Origin of the sequence: Mesorhizobium sp. M1342 (assembly GCF_040317955.1) — a bacterium.
GTDB lineage: Bacteria > Pseudomonadota > Alphaproteobacteria > Rhizobiales > Rhizobiaceae > Mesorhizobium.
In genome coordinates this window covers 240,458-257,128 of sequence record NZ_JAMYLI010000004.1, presented here as the reverse complement: position 1 = coordinate 257,128, position 16,671 = coordinate 240,458, and the positions used below count along the sequence as shown (strand labels likewise).

Below are 16,671 nucleotides of genomic sequence, written 5' to 3'. Positions count from 1 at the left end.
CCATTTTGAACCCGCTTGTTATTTTCTGGCTTTTTCGAAGGCCTGGGCCACGTCGGCCCACAGGTCTTCGACACTCTCCAATCCGACATTGAAGCGGATGGTTCGGGGGCTGACGCCGAAGCGCGCCATCGAATTCAGGCCCGGCGTCTGCTCAAGCGACGCCTTGGCCGGTACGACCAGGCTTTCATGGCCGCCCCAACTGACGCCGATGCGGAAATATTTCAGCGCATCGACGAAGGCCGGGATGTCGATATCGTCCGTCACCTCGAAGGAGAACAGACCGGCATAGCCGGCCAGTGTCGCCTTGCCCGGATGGTTCGAATAGACGGGATGGTTGACGCGCTCGACATTGGCATGCGCCTTCAGCCGTTCGGCGATGGTCAGGCCGCTCTTCATGTGGTGCGGCAGGCGCAGCGGCAGCGTGCGCAAGCCGCGCAGCAACAGCCAGGCTTCGAATGGCGACAGCTTGCCGCCGAGATAGGAATAGGTCTGCTCGTTGATGTGCTTGATATGAGCGGCCGAACCCGCGACGACGCCAGCGACGGTGTCGCTGTGGCCGCCAAGGTATTTCGAGGCCGAATGCAGCACCAGGTCGACGCCATGCGCGATCGGCTTCTGGAACACCGGCGTCGCCCAGGAATTGTCGATGGTGGAGACGATGCCCTGTTCCTTGGCCAGCCGTGTCAGATGCGCGATGTCCTGCAGCTCGAACATCATCGAGGTCGGGCTTTCCAGGTAGAGCAGCTTGGCGCCGGGAAGTGCCGCCGCGACCGCATCCGGGTCGGAGCCGTCGACATAGTCGACCTTGATGTTGAGCCGAGGCAACAGCCGCTCGAACAGCCGATAGGCATCGCCATAGCAATTGCGCACCGCCACGATGCGCTCGCCTGCCCCAACGAACGCAAGCACCGTGGCACTGATCGCCGCCATGCCGCTGGAAAAGCCGCGCGCGGCTTCTGCGCCCTCAAGCGCTGCCACGCGCGCCTCGAACTCCATCACCGTCGGATTGTCGCCGCGCGAATAGATCGGCTGCTTTCGTTTGCCGGCAAAGGTATCGGCCATCTCGGCATAGCTGGCGAAGGTGAACAGCGAGGTCTGGTAGATCGGCGGCACCACCGCACCGCCAGGGAACGGTTCGTCATGCGCCAAGAGTGTCGCCGCCTCGGCGAGATAGTCGTGATCGAAACCGGATGGATGCTCGTTCATGTCTGGCTCGAAAGTTTGAGTTTGGCGGCACCGCGCTTGAGATCGTCCTCGACGGTAGCGATCAGCTTGAGGGCTTCGGCGCGGGCGCCCTGCGGGTCACGGGCTGCGATGCATTCGTAGATGGTGCGGTGATAGGGAAAGCTGGCATGGCCGAAATCGCGAACGCCGAGCGGATGCTCCCAGAAGCGGTGGAACAACTCGTACATGGCGGCGATGATCTGCTCGAACAGCGGATTACCCGAGGCCCGGTAGATCGCCTGGTGGAATTCCCAATCCTCTTCCGCCGACATGCCGTCGCGCGTGCGGAACGCCTGCTCCATGATGTCGAGCTTGCGTGCGATTTCGGCGATATCTGCCTGGCTGGCGCGTTCGGCGCAAAGAGCTGCGGCCTCCGCCTCCAGCGCGCGGCGGATCTCCATCGTCTGCATCAGGCTGGTGAAATCATTGCCGCCCGCCAGCGTCAGCGGCATGTGCAGCATATCGTGTGAAACAGCCGCTTTGAGATAGGTGCCGCTGCCCTGCCGCCTCTCGACGAGGCCGAGCCCTTCCCAGCGTGTCAGCGCCTCGCGCACGGTGTTGCGGCTGACCTTCAGCCGCTCGGCCAGAATGCGTTCGGTTGGAAGTCTCTCACCCGGCTGCAGGGCTTCGGCGCGAACAAATCCCACCAACGCCTTCAACACCGCGTCGTCGCGCGCCGTGGTCTGAATGGGTGGCAGGCTGTTCTGGTCCACATTTCCTCCAAGTGGTCCAATGGCCCAACCAATTTCTGCACAGAAGGAAGCTCCTGTCAACCAACTGTCAGGAGCACTGTCGGAGGGAGCGACGCAATACTTTCAAGGCGGTCGCGCGATCGCGCTTCGATCGTATCTAATCTGAGGCAGCAGGCGACCCGAACCAGGTGGTCAGCGCGTCCACCAGCCCCTGTTGGGTTCCCGCCCCGGCCCAAGCCACATAACCATCGGGCCGGATCAAGACGGCGCCGGGCGCGGCGACCCTCCCGAGCACCGGGAGGTCCCAGATACCGGCGTAACCGGCGTCGATCTGCCGGACCCGGTCAGCCCAGGGCGCGAGGTCCAGCCTGCCGGGCTCACCGAAGTTGAGCAGCACGGGCCGCGCGTCGTGCAGCAAGGTGAAGACCCGCAACGGCCCGCCGGCGGTGGTCAGATCGAGATCGGGCATTCGCCGCCCAAGCAGTGGATGCCCCTCGCCAAGGTCGTAATGGACACCCAAACCAGACATCTCCGCGGCGATTTTCTTGCGGGCTTCATCCATGCCGAGCAACTCGGCAACAGTGTCGGCCAAGGCCTTGCTGCGGTCATCCGTGCGGCGAAGCGCGACCTGCGCCATCGTATTGCGCAACACGCGGGCGGCAACCGGATGACGCTCGGCGTGATAGCTGTCGAGCAGGCTTTCCGGCGATATCAGCTTGACCACTTGGGCGAGCTTCCATCCCAGGTTAACCGCATCCTGCACGCCGATATTGAGGCCCTGCCCACCCATCGGCGGGTGGACGTGCGCTGCGTCACCGGCCAGCAGGACGCGTCTGTCGCGGTATTTCACGGCTTGTCGCGTCATGTCGGTGAACCGCGAGAGCCAGGTCGGATTGTGGACCCCGTAATCGGTGCCGTAGATGGCGATCAGCGCCTCGCTGAGCTCGCGCAGGGACGGTTCGCCGCGGGCCTCCAGGCATGGTTCCGTCAGCACGACGCCAACTTTTTTGCCGTCCTCGATCTTACCCAGGGCATGAATTCCGAAGGCGTTGCTGCGGAAGCCCCATTCCGGCTCTTCCGATATCTCGACCTCGGCAATCATCCAGCTCATCGTCGGATCCCATCCGGCGAACTCAATACCGGCTGATTTGCGAACGGTGCTGCGGCCTCCGTCGCAACCAACCAGATATGTCGTCTTCAGCCGGTGGCCGTTGGACAGTTTGACATCGACGCCGCTGGCGTCCTGGGCAAACCCCGCAACCTCGTGTCCGCGATAGATCGGCACCTTGAACTCGCCGACCCAGTCGGCCAGGATGTGCTCGATGTGGTTTTGCCGCAGTGCCAGCAGATAATTGTGCCGGGTTCGGAAGTCGCTGATGTCCAGGCGGATCATGTGAAAACCCACGGCCGGGCTCACTTGGCCCTCCGAGAGGAACCGATCCGCAATTCCGCGCTGGTCGAGCACCTCAAGGGTGCGCGCATGCAGGCCGCCCGCGCGCAGGCCGGCAAGCTTCTGATCCGGCCGCCTTTCGACAATGGCAACGTCGACGCCTGCCAACGCCAGTTCGCCCGCCAGCATCAATCCCGTCGGACCACCCCCGGCGATCACAACCGCATGATCTGAAATCATTATCGTAACTCCCGTTTTCCGCACCCTGGCTTGGGTCGCGGTTTTACGGGAGGAGCCGGGTCTTGCCGCAAGCCTCTTGCGCGCCATATGTATGAAATGGAAGGGGTGCTCTTCCCCTCATCGTTGGCTGCCCTCACAGCGAAACTGTGTAGGAACGGCTAAAACGGGTATTCCGATTTCACGTGCAAAAACGCAGATTCCTCCGTGCTTTGGCACGGAGTTCTAATGTTCTTTTGGAGAAAAGGGGGCCGGTCGGCGTTTGGCAGCGGTACGAGGAGGCCACTATGTGCCAGCGCCGGCCGGCCGACCCCACGGACCCAGGAGATGCGGCGGACCTGAGCATCATGGGGTATTCCCAGGATCGGAGCCGGCTTTCTATCCTCGTGCCGGCTTCGTCTAGGCCTGCACAGTTGCGCAAGAGCTTATGAAAATCAACAGTTTCTTAACCAAGGCTCGCGAATCGCTTGGATTAAGGTAAACGGGTAACCCTGTCGGGTTGACTGGATATTCGGAGCCTTGGCCGGTTATGCGGCTTTGGCAACAACCCGGTTGCGGCCGCCGCTCTTGGCTTCGTAGAGCGCGAGATCGGCACGCTTCATCAGCGCCACCACCGTGTCCACGCCTTTCAGCACCGACGACACGCCGACGCTGACCGTGACTTCGATCGCCTTGCCGTCCTGGCCGATGGCAAAAGCTGCCTGGGCGATTTCGGCGCGAATGCGCTCGGCTACCTTCTCGGCCACCGCGCCCTCGGTGTCCGGCATCACCACGACGAACTCCTCCCCGCCAAAACGGCAGGCAAGGTCGATACCCCTGACATTCTTGCGCAGCCGCCGTGCGAATTCCCGCAGAACCTCGTCGCCGCCGTCATGACCGTGCGCGTCGTTGATCGCCTTGAAGCGGTCGAGGTCGGTGATCATCACCGACAGCGGCCGGCGCCGCGCCACGGCGCGATCGAACAGCGTCTGCAGATGGCTGTCCAGATAGCGGCGGTTGTGCAGCCCGGTCAGTCCATCGGTCACCGCCATTTCGATGGTCTGGGTGACGCTGGCGCGCAGCTGGTCGTTGTAGCGCTTGCGGCGCACCTGGGTGCGCAGCCGCGCCGTCAACTCCTGCTGGTCGATCGGCCGCATCAGATAATCATTGATGCCGAGTTCGAGGCCGCGGATGATGCGTTCCTCCTCGCCCTCCTCCGCCAGCAGGATGATCGGCACGAAACGGGTGCGATCGAGCGAGCGCAACTGCGAACAGAGCCTCAGCGGATCGAAATCGGCGAACGCGGTCGAGATCATCACGCATTCATAGGACGTCTCGGCGGCCTGGAAGAAACCGGCATGCGGATCATGTGTGACGTCGAGATCGGCCCGGTCGCGCAGCATCTTCTGGATGCGCTCGACGGATGATTTGCGTTCGTCGATCAAAAGCACTTTGGGCGTCGTGTCCTCGGATGCGAAATTACGGCTGAGCAACTCCTCGATGCCGATGTTGCGCGTCGTCGAGGCGCGCAGCCGCAACTCGTCGGTCAGCGACTTCAGGCGAACCAGGCTCTTGACTCGCGTCATCAGTTGCAGATCGTTGACCGGCTTGGTCAGGAAGTCGTCGGCGCCGGCCTCGAGCCCGCGGACGCGGTCGGAAACCTGGTCGAGCGCGGTGATCATCACCACCGGAATGTGCGATGTCGCCGGATCGCTCTTCAGCCGCCGACAGACCTCGAAGCCGTCCATGTCCGGCATCATCACGTCGAGCAGCACGACATCGACCTTGCCGTTCTCGCAGGTCTCGATCGCATCCGGCCCGTTGGTGGCGGTCAGCACTTCGAAATATTCGGCCAGCAGCCGGACTTCCAGCAGCCGCACATTGGCAGGGATGTCGTCGACGACGAGGATCCGCGCAGTCATTTCACAAGGCTCCGGCTCGGCTGAAAGGGCACATCACGCATCGCCCAGATAGGATTTGATGGTTTCGATGAAACGCGGCACCGAGATCGGCTTCGAAATATAAGCCTCGCAGCCGCCCTGGCGGATACGTTCCTCGTCACCCTTCATGGCGAAGGCGGTCACCGCAATGACCGGGATGACGTGCAGCTCGTCGTCTTCCTTCAGCCATTTGGTCACTTCAAGCCCCGACACTTCAGGCAATTGGATATCCATCAGGATCAGATCCGGCCGGTGCTGGCGCGCCAGATCGAGCGCTTCCAGACCGTTGCGGGTGCGCACGGTCTCGTAACCGCTTGCCTCGATGAGGTCCCGAAAGAGCTTCATATTGAGCTCATTGTCCTCGACGATCATAACCTTCTTCGGCATCGATTTCCCGTCCCGGCTGCCCTTCCGCTTCGAAGGCGACCGTCATGCGCCCATGTCTGAACGCACCAAACCCTGCTTCACTTTACGGCAATATGATTGACGAAACGGAAATCCACCGTGCGAAAAGCTGTTTGGATTCCACCTCGGGCGCCGCTCTAACCGCTTGCCGCCAGCAACTCTTGCCATTATTGCGGGAGAGACTCATTCCACGCACCGAAGGTAGTGATGGCAAACGCAGCGTCAATGCGTGAAGAAGCGGAATCGATTGCCGTGAAGGCCCTGGGCTTCGTCGCCTCCGATCCGGAGCTGCTGCCGCGCTTTCTGGCGATCACCGGCATAGAGGCGCATTCAATCCGCAAAGCCGCCAGCGAACCGGGATTCATGGCCGGTGTGCTGCAGTTCATTCTTGCCCACGAGCCGACGCTGATGCGCTTTGCCGAGGAAACCGGCACGCCGCCGGCTGCTGTCGGCAAGGCGCTGCGGTCGCTGCCGCTGGGCGACGACAACCACGAGCATTCCATATGAGCGATGATCCGGAAACCGCGCGCCAGATTGAAGAACTGGTAGCCGACGACCGACCCTTGCTTGTCCTCGATGTCGACGATGTCGTGCTCGAATTCATCCGGCCGTTTCCGAATTTCCTCAAGGCGCGCGGCTATGGCTTGACGCTGGCCTCGTTTCGGCTGACCGGCAACATCGCAGAGACCGCCAGCGGCCGCCTGATCGAACAGCCCGAAGTCACGGCACTGCTGGCCGATTTCTTTGACGCGCAAGCCGATTGGCAAAACATTACGGACGGCGCGGCAGAAGCCCTGGCAGGGTTTGGCGACCGCGCGGAAATCGTTTTGCTGACGGCCATGCCGCACAAGCACCGTGCCGTGCGTCGCGTCCATCTCGACGCGCTTGGACTGAGCTATCCGCTTCTGACCACTGAAATGGCCAAAGGACCGGCGGTGGCCAAGCTTCGCGGCAGGGCCGGCCGACCGGTGGTTTTCGTCGACGATCAGCCGCACAATCTGGCGTCGGTACGGGAATCGGTCGCCGACGCCGAACTGTTCCACCTGATGGCCGACAATTCGCTGCGCGCATTCCTGCCGCCGGTGACGGACGATGTGGTCGTCGTCCAGGACTGGCACGAGGCAGCGCCCAAGATCGCAAGCGCGCTGGGGCTCTGAACTCCAGCTTCAGGGGTTCAGTTCGCACCTGCGCCGCCGCTGTCGTCTCCGCTGTCATCGGCGCCGTCACCATCATCCACGCTGTCGTCCACGGCCGGATCGGCGGGCTTCAGCATGACGCCATTGACGGTGACCGAGCCATCGGCCTTGGCATTGACGATCCATTCCAGCCGGCCATCGGGCAGCGTCTTGCCAAAGCCCTTCGCCATGAGAGCGACTGGCACGTATTGGCCAACCTCCGGTTCCGACTTTGCCGCCTGCTGCAGGCCTTCGACAAGCTTGTCGAAGCCGGCGACATCGACGGTTACGCTTCCTTCGGGCTTTTCGCCTGGGAATGTCATCTCGCCTTCCAGCGCGATCTCCGTGTCCTTGTTCTTCACGGTGCTGTGGCCAAGCACGACCTTCGGCATCCTGGCCATGAAGTCGACTTTAAGTTGCTCGCCGAATTCGGCCGACAGCGGCGGATTCTTGTTGAGATCAAAGGCTTCGATCGCCTTCTTCGCCATGCTGTCGAGATCGATATTGGCGCCGCCAAAGTTCAAATCGACATCGGTGGGCAACAACCCCACGCTCCAGCTCGGCAGAAGCTGGGTCGGCACGGTCAGCCCCGATGCCTTGATGCCGTACGCGATCGTGCCGTTCTGGGCCACGCCATCGGTGCCGAACACGGTGCTGAGCTGGGTGGCGCCGAAATTGCCGACCGGGCTTTCCACCGCGAAATCCTTGAAACCGTAGGTCCCGTCGATACGCTGCCAAAGCGGCAAGGCGGCGAGCAGAAGCGATTTGAGCTGCGCCTGCTTGCCCTTCAGCGTCGCCTCGTCCTCATTGGCCACCGCAAATGCCAGGAGATCGAGCAATGGCTTGGTCCGCACGCCCTTGCCGCTGGCTTCGACCGACAATTCCGGCGACCTGACGGTGACCGGGAATTTCAGCCCGCTCTCGGGGTCATCGAAATTGATCGCTTCGACAAAACTCGACACCTTCTGCGAGGTTGTGAAATCGACGCCCCCGGTCGCCGACTTGGTCGCGGCAACGGTCGCGATGCCGGCGCCCGTGCTAGCTTCCATGTGCTGCTTGGCATCCTTCGATGCCATCGTCATGCCGGCCATCGAGCTGGTGCCGCTGGTAAAGGCCGCCAGATTTGGATCGTAGACGCCCGAACCCTTGCCGTCCTTGATCGAAAACTGAGTGCTTTGCAGCCCCTCGGGTCCGTTGAACTCGAAGGAGGCGGTTTGGGAGAAATCCATGGAGACATCCCAGGACCCGTCGCTGCGCGGCTTGACCATCAAGGCATAGGGCGCGAAGTCGAACTTCAGCAGTTTCTGGTCCGGAAATGATGCGGCAAGTGCCTTGAAATCGAACACGATCTTGTAGGCGCCACCTTCGAGCGAAACCTTCAAAATGCCTTTGTCGATGGCCTGCTTGCCGACATAGCGGGACAAGTCGTCGGACAATTGCTTCGCACCCTGACTGTCGGAGGTCTGGCCGAAAGCAGGGGCACTCAACGCAAGAAGGAACACGAATGGCAGGGCACGGTTCACGCGAATTCTCCGTTTGACCTAGAAGAAAGACTTTGTCCGTCTGGTATGAAATTACCGCTGCAACCGCAAGGTGAGATCGACAACGGCACCCGGGCAGACCATCTCGATCAAAGCACCAGCCGCATCAGCGGGCGACCGGCCTTGCGTTCCACCAGCCGCTCGAAACCCGCCTTCTCGAAGACCCGTGACGAACCGACGAACAGGCCGATCGAGCGCGAATCGCGAGACAGGTCCATCGGGCACGCCTCGAGCAGCCGGGCCCCATTCTGGCGGGCGAAACCTATGCCGCCTTCGACGAGGCGATGCGTGATGCCCCTGCCGCGCGCCTTGGCGCGGATGAAGAAGCAGGAGATCGCCCAAACGGCCGCATCCCCCGCGTCGGCAGGATCGACCGGTGCCGACCCCCTGCCCTGATTGTTCCATTCGGGCACGTCGGCGCGCGGTCCGATCTGCATCCAGCCAACCGCCTGGCCATCCTCGAATGCCAGCAGTCCGGGCGGCGGGCCGGCTTCGATACGCGCCTTGATGTGGTCCTTGTTGCGTTCCCGGCTGCTCTCGCGGCGCATCGCCGGCGCCAGCCGGAAATGCGTGCACCAGCAGCCGTAGCAGGCGCCTTGCTTGCCGAAGAGGTCCTCGAATTCAGCCCAAAGCTCGGGCGCAAGCGGCGCTATGGTCGTGCTCATGCGTTCTCCCCAGGCCAGCCTTGTCGCTGGCCTTGCACTGTCGTACCATTGCTTCTGTTCTCTTTATGTTCGCAGCGATGGCGGCCCCTGTCAACAATCCCGATCACGGTTTTTGCCGCGACTGCCTGATGTTTCAGCGCAGCCCGACGCGCCGCTGCGAGCGCTGCGGCAGCCCCCGGCTTGTGCGTCATCCCGAGCTTTACCGGCTGCATCTGGCCCATATCGATTGCGACGCCTTCTATGCGGCGATCGAAAAGCGCGACAATCCGGCGCTCAAGGACAAGCCGCTGATCATCGGCGGCGGCAAGCGCGGCGTCGTCTCCACCGCCTGTTACATCGCCCGCATCCAGGGCGTCCGCTCGGCCATGCCGATGTTCAAGGCGCTCGAAGCCTGCCCGGAGGCGGTCGTCATCAGCCCCAACATGGAAAAATACGTGCGCGTCGGCCGCGAAGTGCGCGCCATGATGCAAGCGCTGACACCGCTGGTCGAGCCGCTGTCGATCGACGAGGCGTTTCTCGACCTCGCCGGCACCGAACGACTGCACGGCCTGCCGCCTGCTGTGGTGCTGGCGCGCTTCGCGCAGGCCGTCGAGAAGGAGATCGGCATCACCGTTTCGGCCGGCCTGTCCTATTGCAAGTTCCTTGCCAAGATTGCGTCTGATTTTCGCAAGCCGCGCGGTTTCTCGGTCATCGGCGAGGCCGAGGCAGTCGGCTTCCTGGCGGCGCAGCCGGTGACCATGATCTGGGGTGTCGGAAAGGCATTCAACGCCACGCTGGAGCGTGACGGCATCCGCACTATCGGCCAGTTGCAGCAGATGGATCGCGGCGACCTGATGCGCCGCTACGGCACGATGGGCGACCGGCTCTACCACCTTTCGCGCGGCGAGGACGTCCGCCGCGTCGATCCCGACCAGGATGTCAAGAGCGTATCGGCCGAAACCACCTTCGACACCGACATCGCGTCGCTGGAGGAACTGGTCGCGGTTCTCAGGGGTCTTTCGGAAAAGGTTTCGGCACGGCTGAAAAAGTCAGGCATTGCCGGGCGCACTGTGGTGCTGAAACTGAAGAGCCAGGATTTCAAGCTGCGCACGCGCAATCGCCAGCTCGGCGATCCGACCCGGCTCGCCGACCGCATCTTTCAGACCGGGGTGGAGCTTCTGCGCAAGGAAACCGACGGCACGAAATATCGGCTGCTAGGCATCGGCGTCAGCGACCTTTCGGACGACGACAAGGCCGACCCGCCCGATCTGGTCGACATCCAATCGCGCAAGCGCGCCATGGCCGAAGGCGCCATCGATGCCCTGCGCGACAAGTTCGGCCGCAAGGCGGTGGAAACCGGCTACACATTCGGCAAGGGCCGCGACGCCCATCCGCCGGAGCCGCTTGAGGATTAGGTGCGCTGCAGATCAATCCTGCTCGTCACCACGCTCTTGCCGGTTTTCGGGTCGGTGTCGATGACGGTCAGCCGCATGCCGTTCTCGCCGCGTTTCTCGACCTTCATCTGCGCCCTTCGGTCGCCATTGACCTCCTTGGCCCAGCGAATGCCCAGGTTGATCGCGTTGCCCGAACGGCTGCCGTTGAGCTGTGCCGGTCCCGTGCGAGAGCCGACATAGGTGCCGCTGTATTTGGCGCCGCTGGCCTTCAGATCCGCGCTGATGGCACGCGTGACCACGACAAGCCCCCGGCAATTGCCGTCGAGCGACAGGGAGGTCGATGTCGCGTTCGAGCTGAACGTGCAGGACACGTTCACGGTCGGCGCATCGGTGGTGACCTTGACGATACCCCTGCCGGCGAAATTGCCCTTGAACGACTGGAGAAATTGCGTCTCGTCGGCATGTGCCGCGCCTGCCGCAACCAGTAAACCGCCGGCAAGCGCGAATTGCGCGAAGGATCTCATCGAAGCTCTCCCTGTCGATCTTCAAAAAGGCGGGACGGTCCGCCAGCACGGCTGACCATCGGGATTCAACGCCACTTGCCGTTTCAGGTTCCGCCCGCCACATGACTGTTTTACAACATCCAGGCAGTCGCGACTGGCCCAGAAGAATGCCTTGCGTAGCGATTGCGGCAGAAGTCCTGGCCTGCGACATAGCGCGAATGGCACCCACACCCTCGATCCCCAAGGCCGCGTTCTGGATGGCGCTGTCGATCGCTTCCTTCCTTGGGATGACGGTCGCCGGCCGAGCCACGACAGCGGAGCTCAACGTCTTCCAGGTGCTGGAGTTGCGCTCTGTGATCGGCTTCTTCATCCTTCTGCCGCTGGTGATGACGAGTGGCGGCTTTCAAGCCATGCGCACGCGGCGCCCCATTGCCCATATCGCCCGCAACGTCATCCACTACACGGGCCAGGCGGCCTGGCTCTACGCCCTCACTTTGATCCCGCTGGCCGTGCTGATCTCGATCGAATTCACCACGCCGATCTGGACAGCTATCCTGGCGGTGATTTTTCTTGGCGAAAGGCTCAACCGGCCCAAGCTGGCAGCGATCGGGCTGGGGCTGATCGGCGTGGTGATCATCGTGCGCCCCGGTGTCGGCTCGATCGATCCTGGACATCTCGTCGTGCTGGGTGCCGCGGCCTGCTTCGGCATCTCGGTGGTCACGATCAAGTCGCTGACCCGGACGGACAGCGTCGTGCGCATCATCTTCTGGATGCTGGTTATCCAGTCGATGGTCGGTCTCATCCCGGCGCTTTATACGTGGCGCAACCCGCCACTGGAGCTGTGGCCATGGATCGTGCTGATCGCCTTCACCGGCATGTCGTCGCATTTCTGCATGGCCCGTGCGCTTGGTCATGCCGACGCGACTATCGTCTCGCCGATGGATTTCCTGCGCGTGCCGCTGTCGGCGCTGATTGGCTGGCTGCTCTATAGCGAGCAGATCGACGCCTTCACCGCCGGTGGCGCGCTGCTGATCCTGATGGGCAATCTGCTCAATCTTCAGCGCAGGCCAATGAAGCCGGCCGAAGTGGCGGCGACGTAGTCCCGCCGGCCGTCAGTTCCCTTCGTCGGGTATGTTGAGAAGATGGCCGCAGGCCTTGCAATGCACGGCGTCCGGCTCGTGCCGCCGCAGGCCGCACTGCGGGCAGGGAAACAAAACCTTGGCTGGCCGGAAGATCGCCTGAGCCAGTCTGACAAACAGCGATATGCCGATGATCATGGTGACGATTGCCGTCAGCTTGCCGGCCATGCCCGGCAGCACAATGTCGCCGAAGCCGGTCGTCGTCACCGTGGCGACGGTGAAATAAAGCGCGTCGATATAGTTTTCCAGACCGGCGCCAGTGCGGAAGAAGAACGTGTAGACGAAGCCAGTGATGACGAACAGGAAGGTCAAAAGGTTGATGACGGCGTGGCTGGCCTCGCGCCACGGCCGCAGGCCGCGCATCTCCAGATGCCGCCAGAGCGAACCGCTGCGCGACAACGACCACAGCCGCAGGATGCGCAGGAAGGCGAGATTGGCGAACGCCGTCGGCATCAGCAGCGTCAAAAGGATGAAGACATCGACCCACGACGTCGGCTGCTTCATCAGCCGCAGCATGTTTTTGGAGGCAAGCAGCCGGGCGATCAGGTCCGCGGCGACAAGCGCGGCCGCCGAATAGTCGAGCCAGAGGAATGACGGCTTGTCCTGAAGGACCGGCGTCGCGATGAAGAAGGCGATGATGGCGAGGTCGATGACGACGGCCACCAGTTGGAACCGGAAAGCGGCCGGCGTGCGCCCATGATAGAGCCTGCGCAGCCTGTCACGCAGCCGCGCCAAGGCTGAAACCGCCTGCGACCCGTTCCTCTGCGCCGGCTTCATGCTGACTGCGCTGGCGTTCGCGGCAGCGACCGCCAGGCTGATTGCCGCGCGCGAGAAAGAGCGGGGGTCACACCAACTCCACTTCGACCACGCCCGGCACCGCGCGCATCGCCGAGGCGATCTGCGGCGAAATCCGGTAGCGGTTCGGCAGCTCGATCTCGATTTCCCCCTCGCCCTCTTCCTTGATCAGCACGAAGCTGACCTGGCCTTCGCCCCTGACGGTCAGTTGGCCGGCCAGCGTGTTGATCGGCGAGGCGTTGCGCACGAAAATGCGAAGTGCCTTCTGGATACGGCTTGCCTCGTCCTCCAGCGACTGCACTGAGTTGATGCGCAGATTGACGCCTTCCGGCCTGTCCTCGGCGGCAACGGTGATGACCACGGAGCGGCCGGCCTCGAGCAGATCGCGATATTGCGCCAGTCCTTCGGAAAACAGCACGGCTTCGTACTGGCCGGATGTGTCAGAAAAGGCGATAACGCCCATCTTGTTGCCGGTGCGCGTCTTGCGCTCCTGCTTGGACGTCACCGTGCCGGCCAGACGGCCGGCGGCGGCACCGCGTTTGACGGCCGCCGAAAACTCGGCCCACGTCTGAACCCGCATCTTCTGCAGGGCCGCCTTGTACTCGTCGAGCGGGTGCGCCGAGAGATAGAAGCCGACCACCTCGAATTCACGGTGCAGCCGGTCGGCGGCGAGCCACGGCTCTGTCGCCGGCAGATTGAGTGCCTGCGACTGGGCGCCGAGCGAAGCGCCGAAGATGTCGTGCTGGCCGGAAACCGCATTCTGCTGCGCCAGCGACGCCAGTCCCATCATGCGCTCCACGCCCGCCATCATCGACGCGCGGTCGTGGCCGAAGCAATCGAGCGCACCGGCCATGATCAGGCTTTCGAAGACGCGCTTGCCGACAATCTTGGGATCGACCCGCTCGCAGAAATCAGCAAGGTTCTTGAACGGCCTTTCCCCACGTTGGGCAACGATGTGTTCGACCGCCGCGTCGCCGACGCCTTTGAGCGCCGCCAGCGAATAGTAGATGCGGTTCTCACCGACCTCGAAGGGGCGAAAGCTCGATGTCACCGACGGCGCCAGAACCTCTATGCCGAGGCGTAGCGCGTCCTGGCGGAAATCGGCGAGCTTGTCGGTGTTGCCCATGTCGAGCGTCATCGACGCCGCCAGGAACTCGACCGGATAATGCGCCTTGAGATAGGCGGTCTGGTATGAAACCACCGCGTAGGCGGCGGCATGCGATTTGTTGAAACCATAGTCGGCGAACTTGGCCAGCAGGTCGAAAATGAAGTCGGCTTGCGGCTTGCCGACGCCACGCTCGACAGCGCCGGAGACGAAGCGCTCGCGCTGCTTGTCCATCTCGGCGCGGATCTTCTTGCCCATGGCGCGGCGCAGCAGATCGGCTTCGCCGAGCGAGTAGCCGGACAGCTCCTGCGCGATCTGCATCACCTGTTCCTGGTAGACGATGACGCCTTGCGTCTCCTTCACCAGATGGTCGATCTTGGGATGGATCGACGCCATCTCCTCCTCGCCATGCTTTCGGGCGTTGTAGGTCGGAATGTTCTCCATCGGACCGGGGCGGTAGAGCGCGACCAGCGCGATGATGTCCTCGATGCAGTCGGGCCGCATGCCGATCAACGCCTTGCGCATGCCGGCGCTTTCCACCTGGAACACGCCGACCACTTCACCGCGCGACAGCATGGCGTAGGTGTCGGGATCGTCGAGCGGGATCGTTGCCAGGTCGATCTCGATGCCGCGCCGGCGGATCAGCTTCACAGCCGTTTCCAGCACCGTCAGCGTCTTGAGCCCGAGGAAGTCGAACTTCACCAGCCCGGCCTGCTCGACATATTTCATGTTGAACTGGGTGACCGGCATGTCCGAGCGCGGATCTCGGTACATCGGCACCAGTTCCGACAGCGGCCGGTCGCCGATGACGATGCCGGCGGCGTGCGTCGAGGCGTGGCGGTAAAGGCCCTCCAGCTTCTGCGCCATGTCAAGCAGCGTCTGGACGATCGGCTCCCTCTCGGCCTCTTCGGCAAAGCGCGGCTCGTTGGCGATGGCGTCGGCGAGCTTGACCGGATTGGCCGGGTTCTGCGGCACCATCTTGGAGAGCTTGTCGACCTGGCCATAGGGCATCTGCAGGACGCGGCCGACGTCGCGCAGCACGGCGCGAGCCTGCAGCGTACCGAAGGTGATGATCTGGCCGACCTGGTCGCGACCGTATTTCTGCTGGACGTAGCGGATGACCTCCTCACGTCGATCCTGGCAGAAGTCGATGTCGAAGTCGGGCATCGACACGCGATCGGGATTGAGGAAGCGCTCGAACAGAAGCGAGAAGCGCAGCGGATCGATGTCGGTGATGGTCGTCGAATAGGCGACCAGCGAGCCTGCGCCCGAACCGCGGCCCGGCCCGACCGGAATGCCCTGAGCCTTCGCCCATTTGATGAAGTCGGCAACGATCAGGAAGTAGCCGGGAAACTTCATCTTGGTGATGATGCCAAGCTCGAAGTTCAACCGCTCGCGGTATTGCTCGACCGTATAGCCGGCGGTTGGGCCATGCATGGCGAGGCGCGCGTCGAGCCCCTCATGCGCCTGGCGGGCCAGTTCGTCGGCTTCCGCCTGCACCGCGGCGTCATTGTCGGCGACATCGCCGCCGGTGAAGCGCGGCAGGATCGGATTGCGATTCCTGGGATAGTAGGAGCAGCGCAGCGCGATCTCGACAGTGTTGTCGATCGCCTCCGGCAGATCGGCAAAGAGCCGCGCCATATCGGCCTGGCTGCGCAGGAAATTGTCCGGCGACAGCCGGCGACGATTGTCGGCGGCGACGACCGATCCCTCGGCGATGGCGATCAGCGCGTCATGTGCGTCATAGTCGTCACGAGAGGAAAAGAACGCCTCGTTGGTGGCGACCAGGGGCAATTCATGCGCATAGGCCAGATCGATCGAGGATTTCTCGATTACGCGATCATAACCGGAAACCCGGTCCAGTTCGACATAGAGGCGATCGCCGAACATGGCCTTGAGGGTCAAAAGCCGTGCCTCGGCCAGATCGCGGCGATCTTCCTTGAGCGCGGTGCCGATCGGTCCGCGCGGCCCACCGCTGAGGCAGATCAATCCGTCACAAAAGCCTTCCATCATTTCGGTGGTCAGGTGCACGGCTTCGCCCGGCGGCGTTTCGAGGTAGACGCGGCTAACCAGCCTGACCAGATTGGAATAGCCGGCTTCGGTCGCGGCGAGCAGGACCACCGGCCGCATATCCGGGCCCTGCCGCCTGCGGTCGCGCTGGCCATCGCTGTTTTCGCCGGAAAAGGCGAGCGCCGTCTGACAGCCGATGATCGGCTGGATGCCGTCCTTCACCGCCTTCTGCGCGAATTCCAGTGCGCCGAACAGATTGTTGGTGTCGGTGACGGCGATGGCCGGGGCTTCGTCCTTGACCGCGTGAGCCACCACCTTGCCGATCTGCAAGGCTCCTTCCAGCAGCGAATAGGCCGAATGCACGCGCAGATGCACAAACGGCCGCGACGGCGCCTCCGGCCGCGCAGCCGCGATCGCGGCTTCACGCTTCAGGGGATCGCGGGGAAGTTTTTCGTCGGCCATGGTGCTGCGTCAAGGTCCTTGAGTCGATGGAGATGT

Annotated in this window: 14 protein-coding genes; 4 read left to right on the top strand and 10 right to left on the bottom strand. The window is 62.9% G+C overall.

Going from position 1 to position 16,671, the window contains the following annotated elements:
- Positions 1–18: 18 nt before the first annotated feature.
- From NKH06_RS06185 to NKH06_RS06165, 5 genes are all read right to left on the bottom strand, one after another.
- Positions 19–1,206: a PLP-dependent transferase gene (locus NKH06_RS06185; RefSeq protein WP_352440268.1), complete on the bottom strand. Its 1,188-nt coding sequence runs from the start codon at positions 1,204–1,206 to the stop codon at positions 19–21.
- Positions 1,203–1,937 carry a FadR/GntR family transcriptional regulator gene (locus tag NKH06_RS06180; protein WP_352440267.1) on the bottom strand — a complete coding sequence of 245 codons (735 nt, stop codon included), beginning with the start codon at positions 1,935–1,937 and terminating at the stop codon, positions 1,203–1,205. Before NKH06_RS06180 ends, NKH06_RS06185 begins: the two co-directional genes overlap by 4 nt.
- 136 nt (positions 1,938–2,073) lie before the next feature.
- Positions 2,074–3,546, bottom strand: a complete 1,473-nt coding sequence (locus tag NKH06_RS06175) for an FAD-dependent monooxygenase (protein ID WP_352440266.1) — start codon at positions 3,544–3,546, stop codon at positions 2,074–2,076.
- 524 nt (positions 3,547–4,070) lie between these two features.
- Positions 4,071–5,444, bottom strand: a complete 1,374-nt coding sequence (locus tag NKH06_RS06170; protein WP_352892531.1) for a PleD family two-component system response regulator — start codon at positions 5,442–5,444, stop codon at positions 4,071–4,073.
- A 33-nt stretch (positions 5,445–5,477) separates the two neighbouring features.
- On the bottom strand, positions 5,478–5,849 hold the full coding sequence (locus NKH06_RS06165; protein WP_013531932.1) for a response regulator: 372 nt from the start codon (positions 5,847–5,849) through the stop codon (positions 5,478–5,480).
- Positions 5,850–6,074: 225 nt separating this feature from the next.
- Here NKH06_RS06165 and NKH06_RS06160 point away from each other — a divergent pair, with 225 nt between their 5' ends.
- Together NKH06_RS06160 and NKH06_RS06155 are read left to right on the top strand one after the other, a co-directional pair.
- Positions 6,075–6,374 (top strand): DUF3572 domain-containing protein, encoded by a 300-nt coding sequence (locus NKH06_RS06160; RefSeq protein ID WP_127296144.1) that lies wholly within the window; start codon positions 6,075–6,077, stop codon positions 6,372–6,374.
- Positions 6,371–7,024: a hypothetical protein gene (locus NKH06_RS06155; RefSeq protein WP_352892529.1), complete on the top strand. Its 654-nt coding sequence runs from the start codon at positions 6,371–6,373 to the stop codon at positions 7,022–7,024. Before NKH06_RS06160 ends, NKH06_RS06155 begins: the two co-directional genes overlap by 4 nt.
- 17 nt (positions 7,025–7,041) lie before the next feature.
- Here NKH06_RS06155 and NKH06_RS06150 read toward each other — a convergent pair whose 3' ends face one another.
- The gene (locus NKH06_RS06150; RefSeq protein ID WP_352892528.1) at positions 7,042–8,565 is read right to left on the bottom strand and encodes a hypothetical protein; all 1,524 of its coding nucleotides are present in this window, start codon (positions 8,563–8,565) and stop codon (positions 7,042–7,044) included.
- A gap of 107 nt (positions 8,566–8,672) precedes the next feature.
- Complete coding sequence (locus tag NKH06_RS06145; protein ID WP_023810530.1) at positions 8,673–9,248, bottom strand: GNAT family N-acetyltransferase; 576 nt, start codon at positions 9,246–9,248, stop codon at positions 8,673–8,675.
- A 65-nt stretch (positions 9,249–9,313) separates the two neighbouring features.
- On the opposite strand from NKH06_RS06145, the gene NKH06_RS06140 reads away from it, so the two are divergent.
- Complete coding sequence (locus NKH06_RS06140; RefSeq protein ID WP_352892526.1) at positions 9,314–10,642, top strand: DNA polymerase IV; 1,329 nt, start codon at positions 9,314–9,316, stop codon at positions 10,640–10,642.
- On the opposite strand, the gene NKH06_RS06135 is transcribed toward NKH06_RS06140, so the two are convergent.
- Positions 10,639–11,145 carry a hypothetical protein gene (locus NKH06_RS06135; RefSeq protein ID WP_352440262.1) on the bottom strand — a complete coding sequence of 169 codons (507 nt, stop codon included), beginning with the start codon at positions 11,143–11,145 and terminating at the stop codon, positions 10,639–10,641. The genes NKH06_RS06140 and NKH06_RS06135 overlap by 4 nt on opposite strands.
- A 197-nt stretch (positions 11,146–11,342) precedes the next feature.
- On the opposite strand from NKH06_RS06135, the gene NKH06_RS06130 reads away from it, so the two are divergent.
- Entirely contained in the window at positions 11,343–12,224 is an 882-nt protein-coding gene (locus NKH06_RS06130; protein ID WP_352892525.1) for a DMT family transporter, read from the top strand.
- Between the two features lie 12 nt (positions 12,225–12,236).
- On the opposite strand, the gene NKH06_RS06125 is transcribed toward NKH06_RS06130, so the two are convergent.
- A complete protein-coding gene (locus NKH06_RS06125) occupies positions 12,237–13,040 on the bottom strand; it encodes a potassium channel family protein (protein ID WP_128303380.1) in 804 nt (267 codons plus the stop codon).
- Between the two features lie 67 nt (positions 13,041–13,107).
- The gene (gene dnaE / locus NKH06_RS06120) at positions 13,108–16,635 is read right to left on the bottom strand and encodes a DNA polymerase III subunit alpha (RefSeq protein WP_352892522.1); all 3,528 of its coding nucleotides are present in this window, start codon (positions 16,633–16,635) and stop codon (positions 13,108–13,110) included.
- Positions 16,636–16,671: the final 36 nt, after the last annotated feature.

Coding starts and splice junctions, on each gene's coding strand:
- NKH06_RS06185 (WP_352440268.1), bottom strand. CDS start 1,206: ATGAACGAGCATCCATCCGGTTTCGATCACGACTATCTCGCCGAGGCG.
- NKH06_RS06175 (WP_352440266.1), bottom strand. CDS start 3,546: ATGATTTCAGATCATGCGGTTGTGATCGCCGGGGGTGGTCCGACGGGA.
- NKH06_RS06170 (WP_352892531.1), bottom strand. CDS start 5,444: ATGACTGCGCGGATCCTCGTCGTCGACGACATCCCTGCCAATGTGCGG.
- NKH06_RS06165 (WP_013531932.1), bottom strand. CDS start 5,849: ATGCCGAAGAAGGTTATGATCGTCGAGGACAATGAGCTCAATATGAAG.
- NKH06_RS06160 (WP_127296144.1), top strand. CDS start 6,075: ATGGCAAACGCAGCGTCAATGCGTGAAGAAGCGGAATCGATTGCCGTG.
- NKH06_RS06155 (WP_352892529.1), top strand. CDS start 6,371: ATGAGCGATGATCCGGAAACCGCGCGCCAGATTGAAGAACTGGTAGCC.
- NKH06_RS06145 (WP_023810530.1), bottom strand. CDS start 9,248: ATGAGCACGACCATAGCGCCGCTTGCGCCCGAGCTTTGGGCTGAATTC.
- NKH06_RS06140 (WP_352892526.1), top strand. CDS start 9,314: ATGTTCGCAGCGATGGCGGCCCCTGTCAACAATCCCGATCACGGTTTT.
- NKH06_RS06135 (WP_352440262.1), bottom strand. CDS start 11,145: ATGAGATCCTTCGCGCAATTCGCGCTTGCCGGCGGTTTACTGGTTGCG.
- NKH06_RS06130 (WP_352892525.1), top strand. CDS start 11,343: ATGGCACCCACACCCTCGATCCCCAAGGCCGCGTTCTGGATGGCGCTG.
- NKH06_RS06125 (WP_128303380.1), bottom strand. CDS start 13,040: ATGAAGCCGGCGCAGAGGAACGGGTCGCAGGCGGTTTCAGCCTTGGCG.
- dnaE (WP_352892522.1), bottom strand. CDS start 16,635: ATGGCCGACGAAAAACTTCCCCGCGATCCCCTGAAGCGTGAAGCCGCG.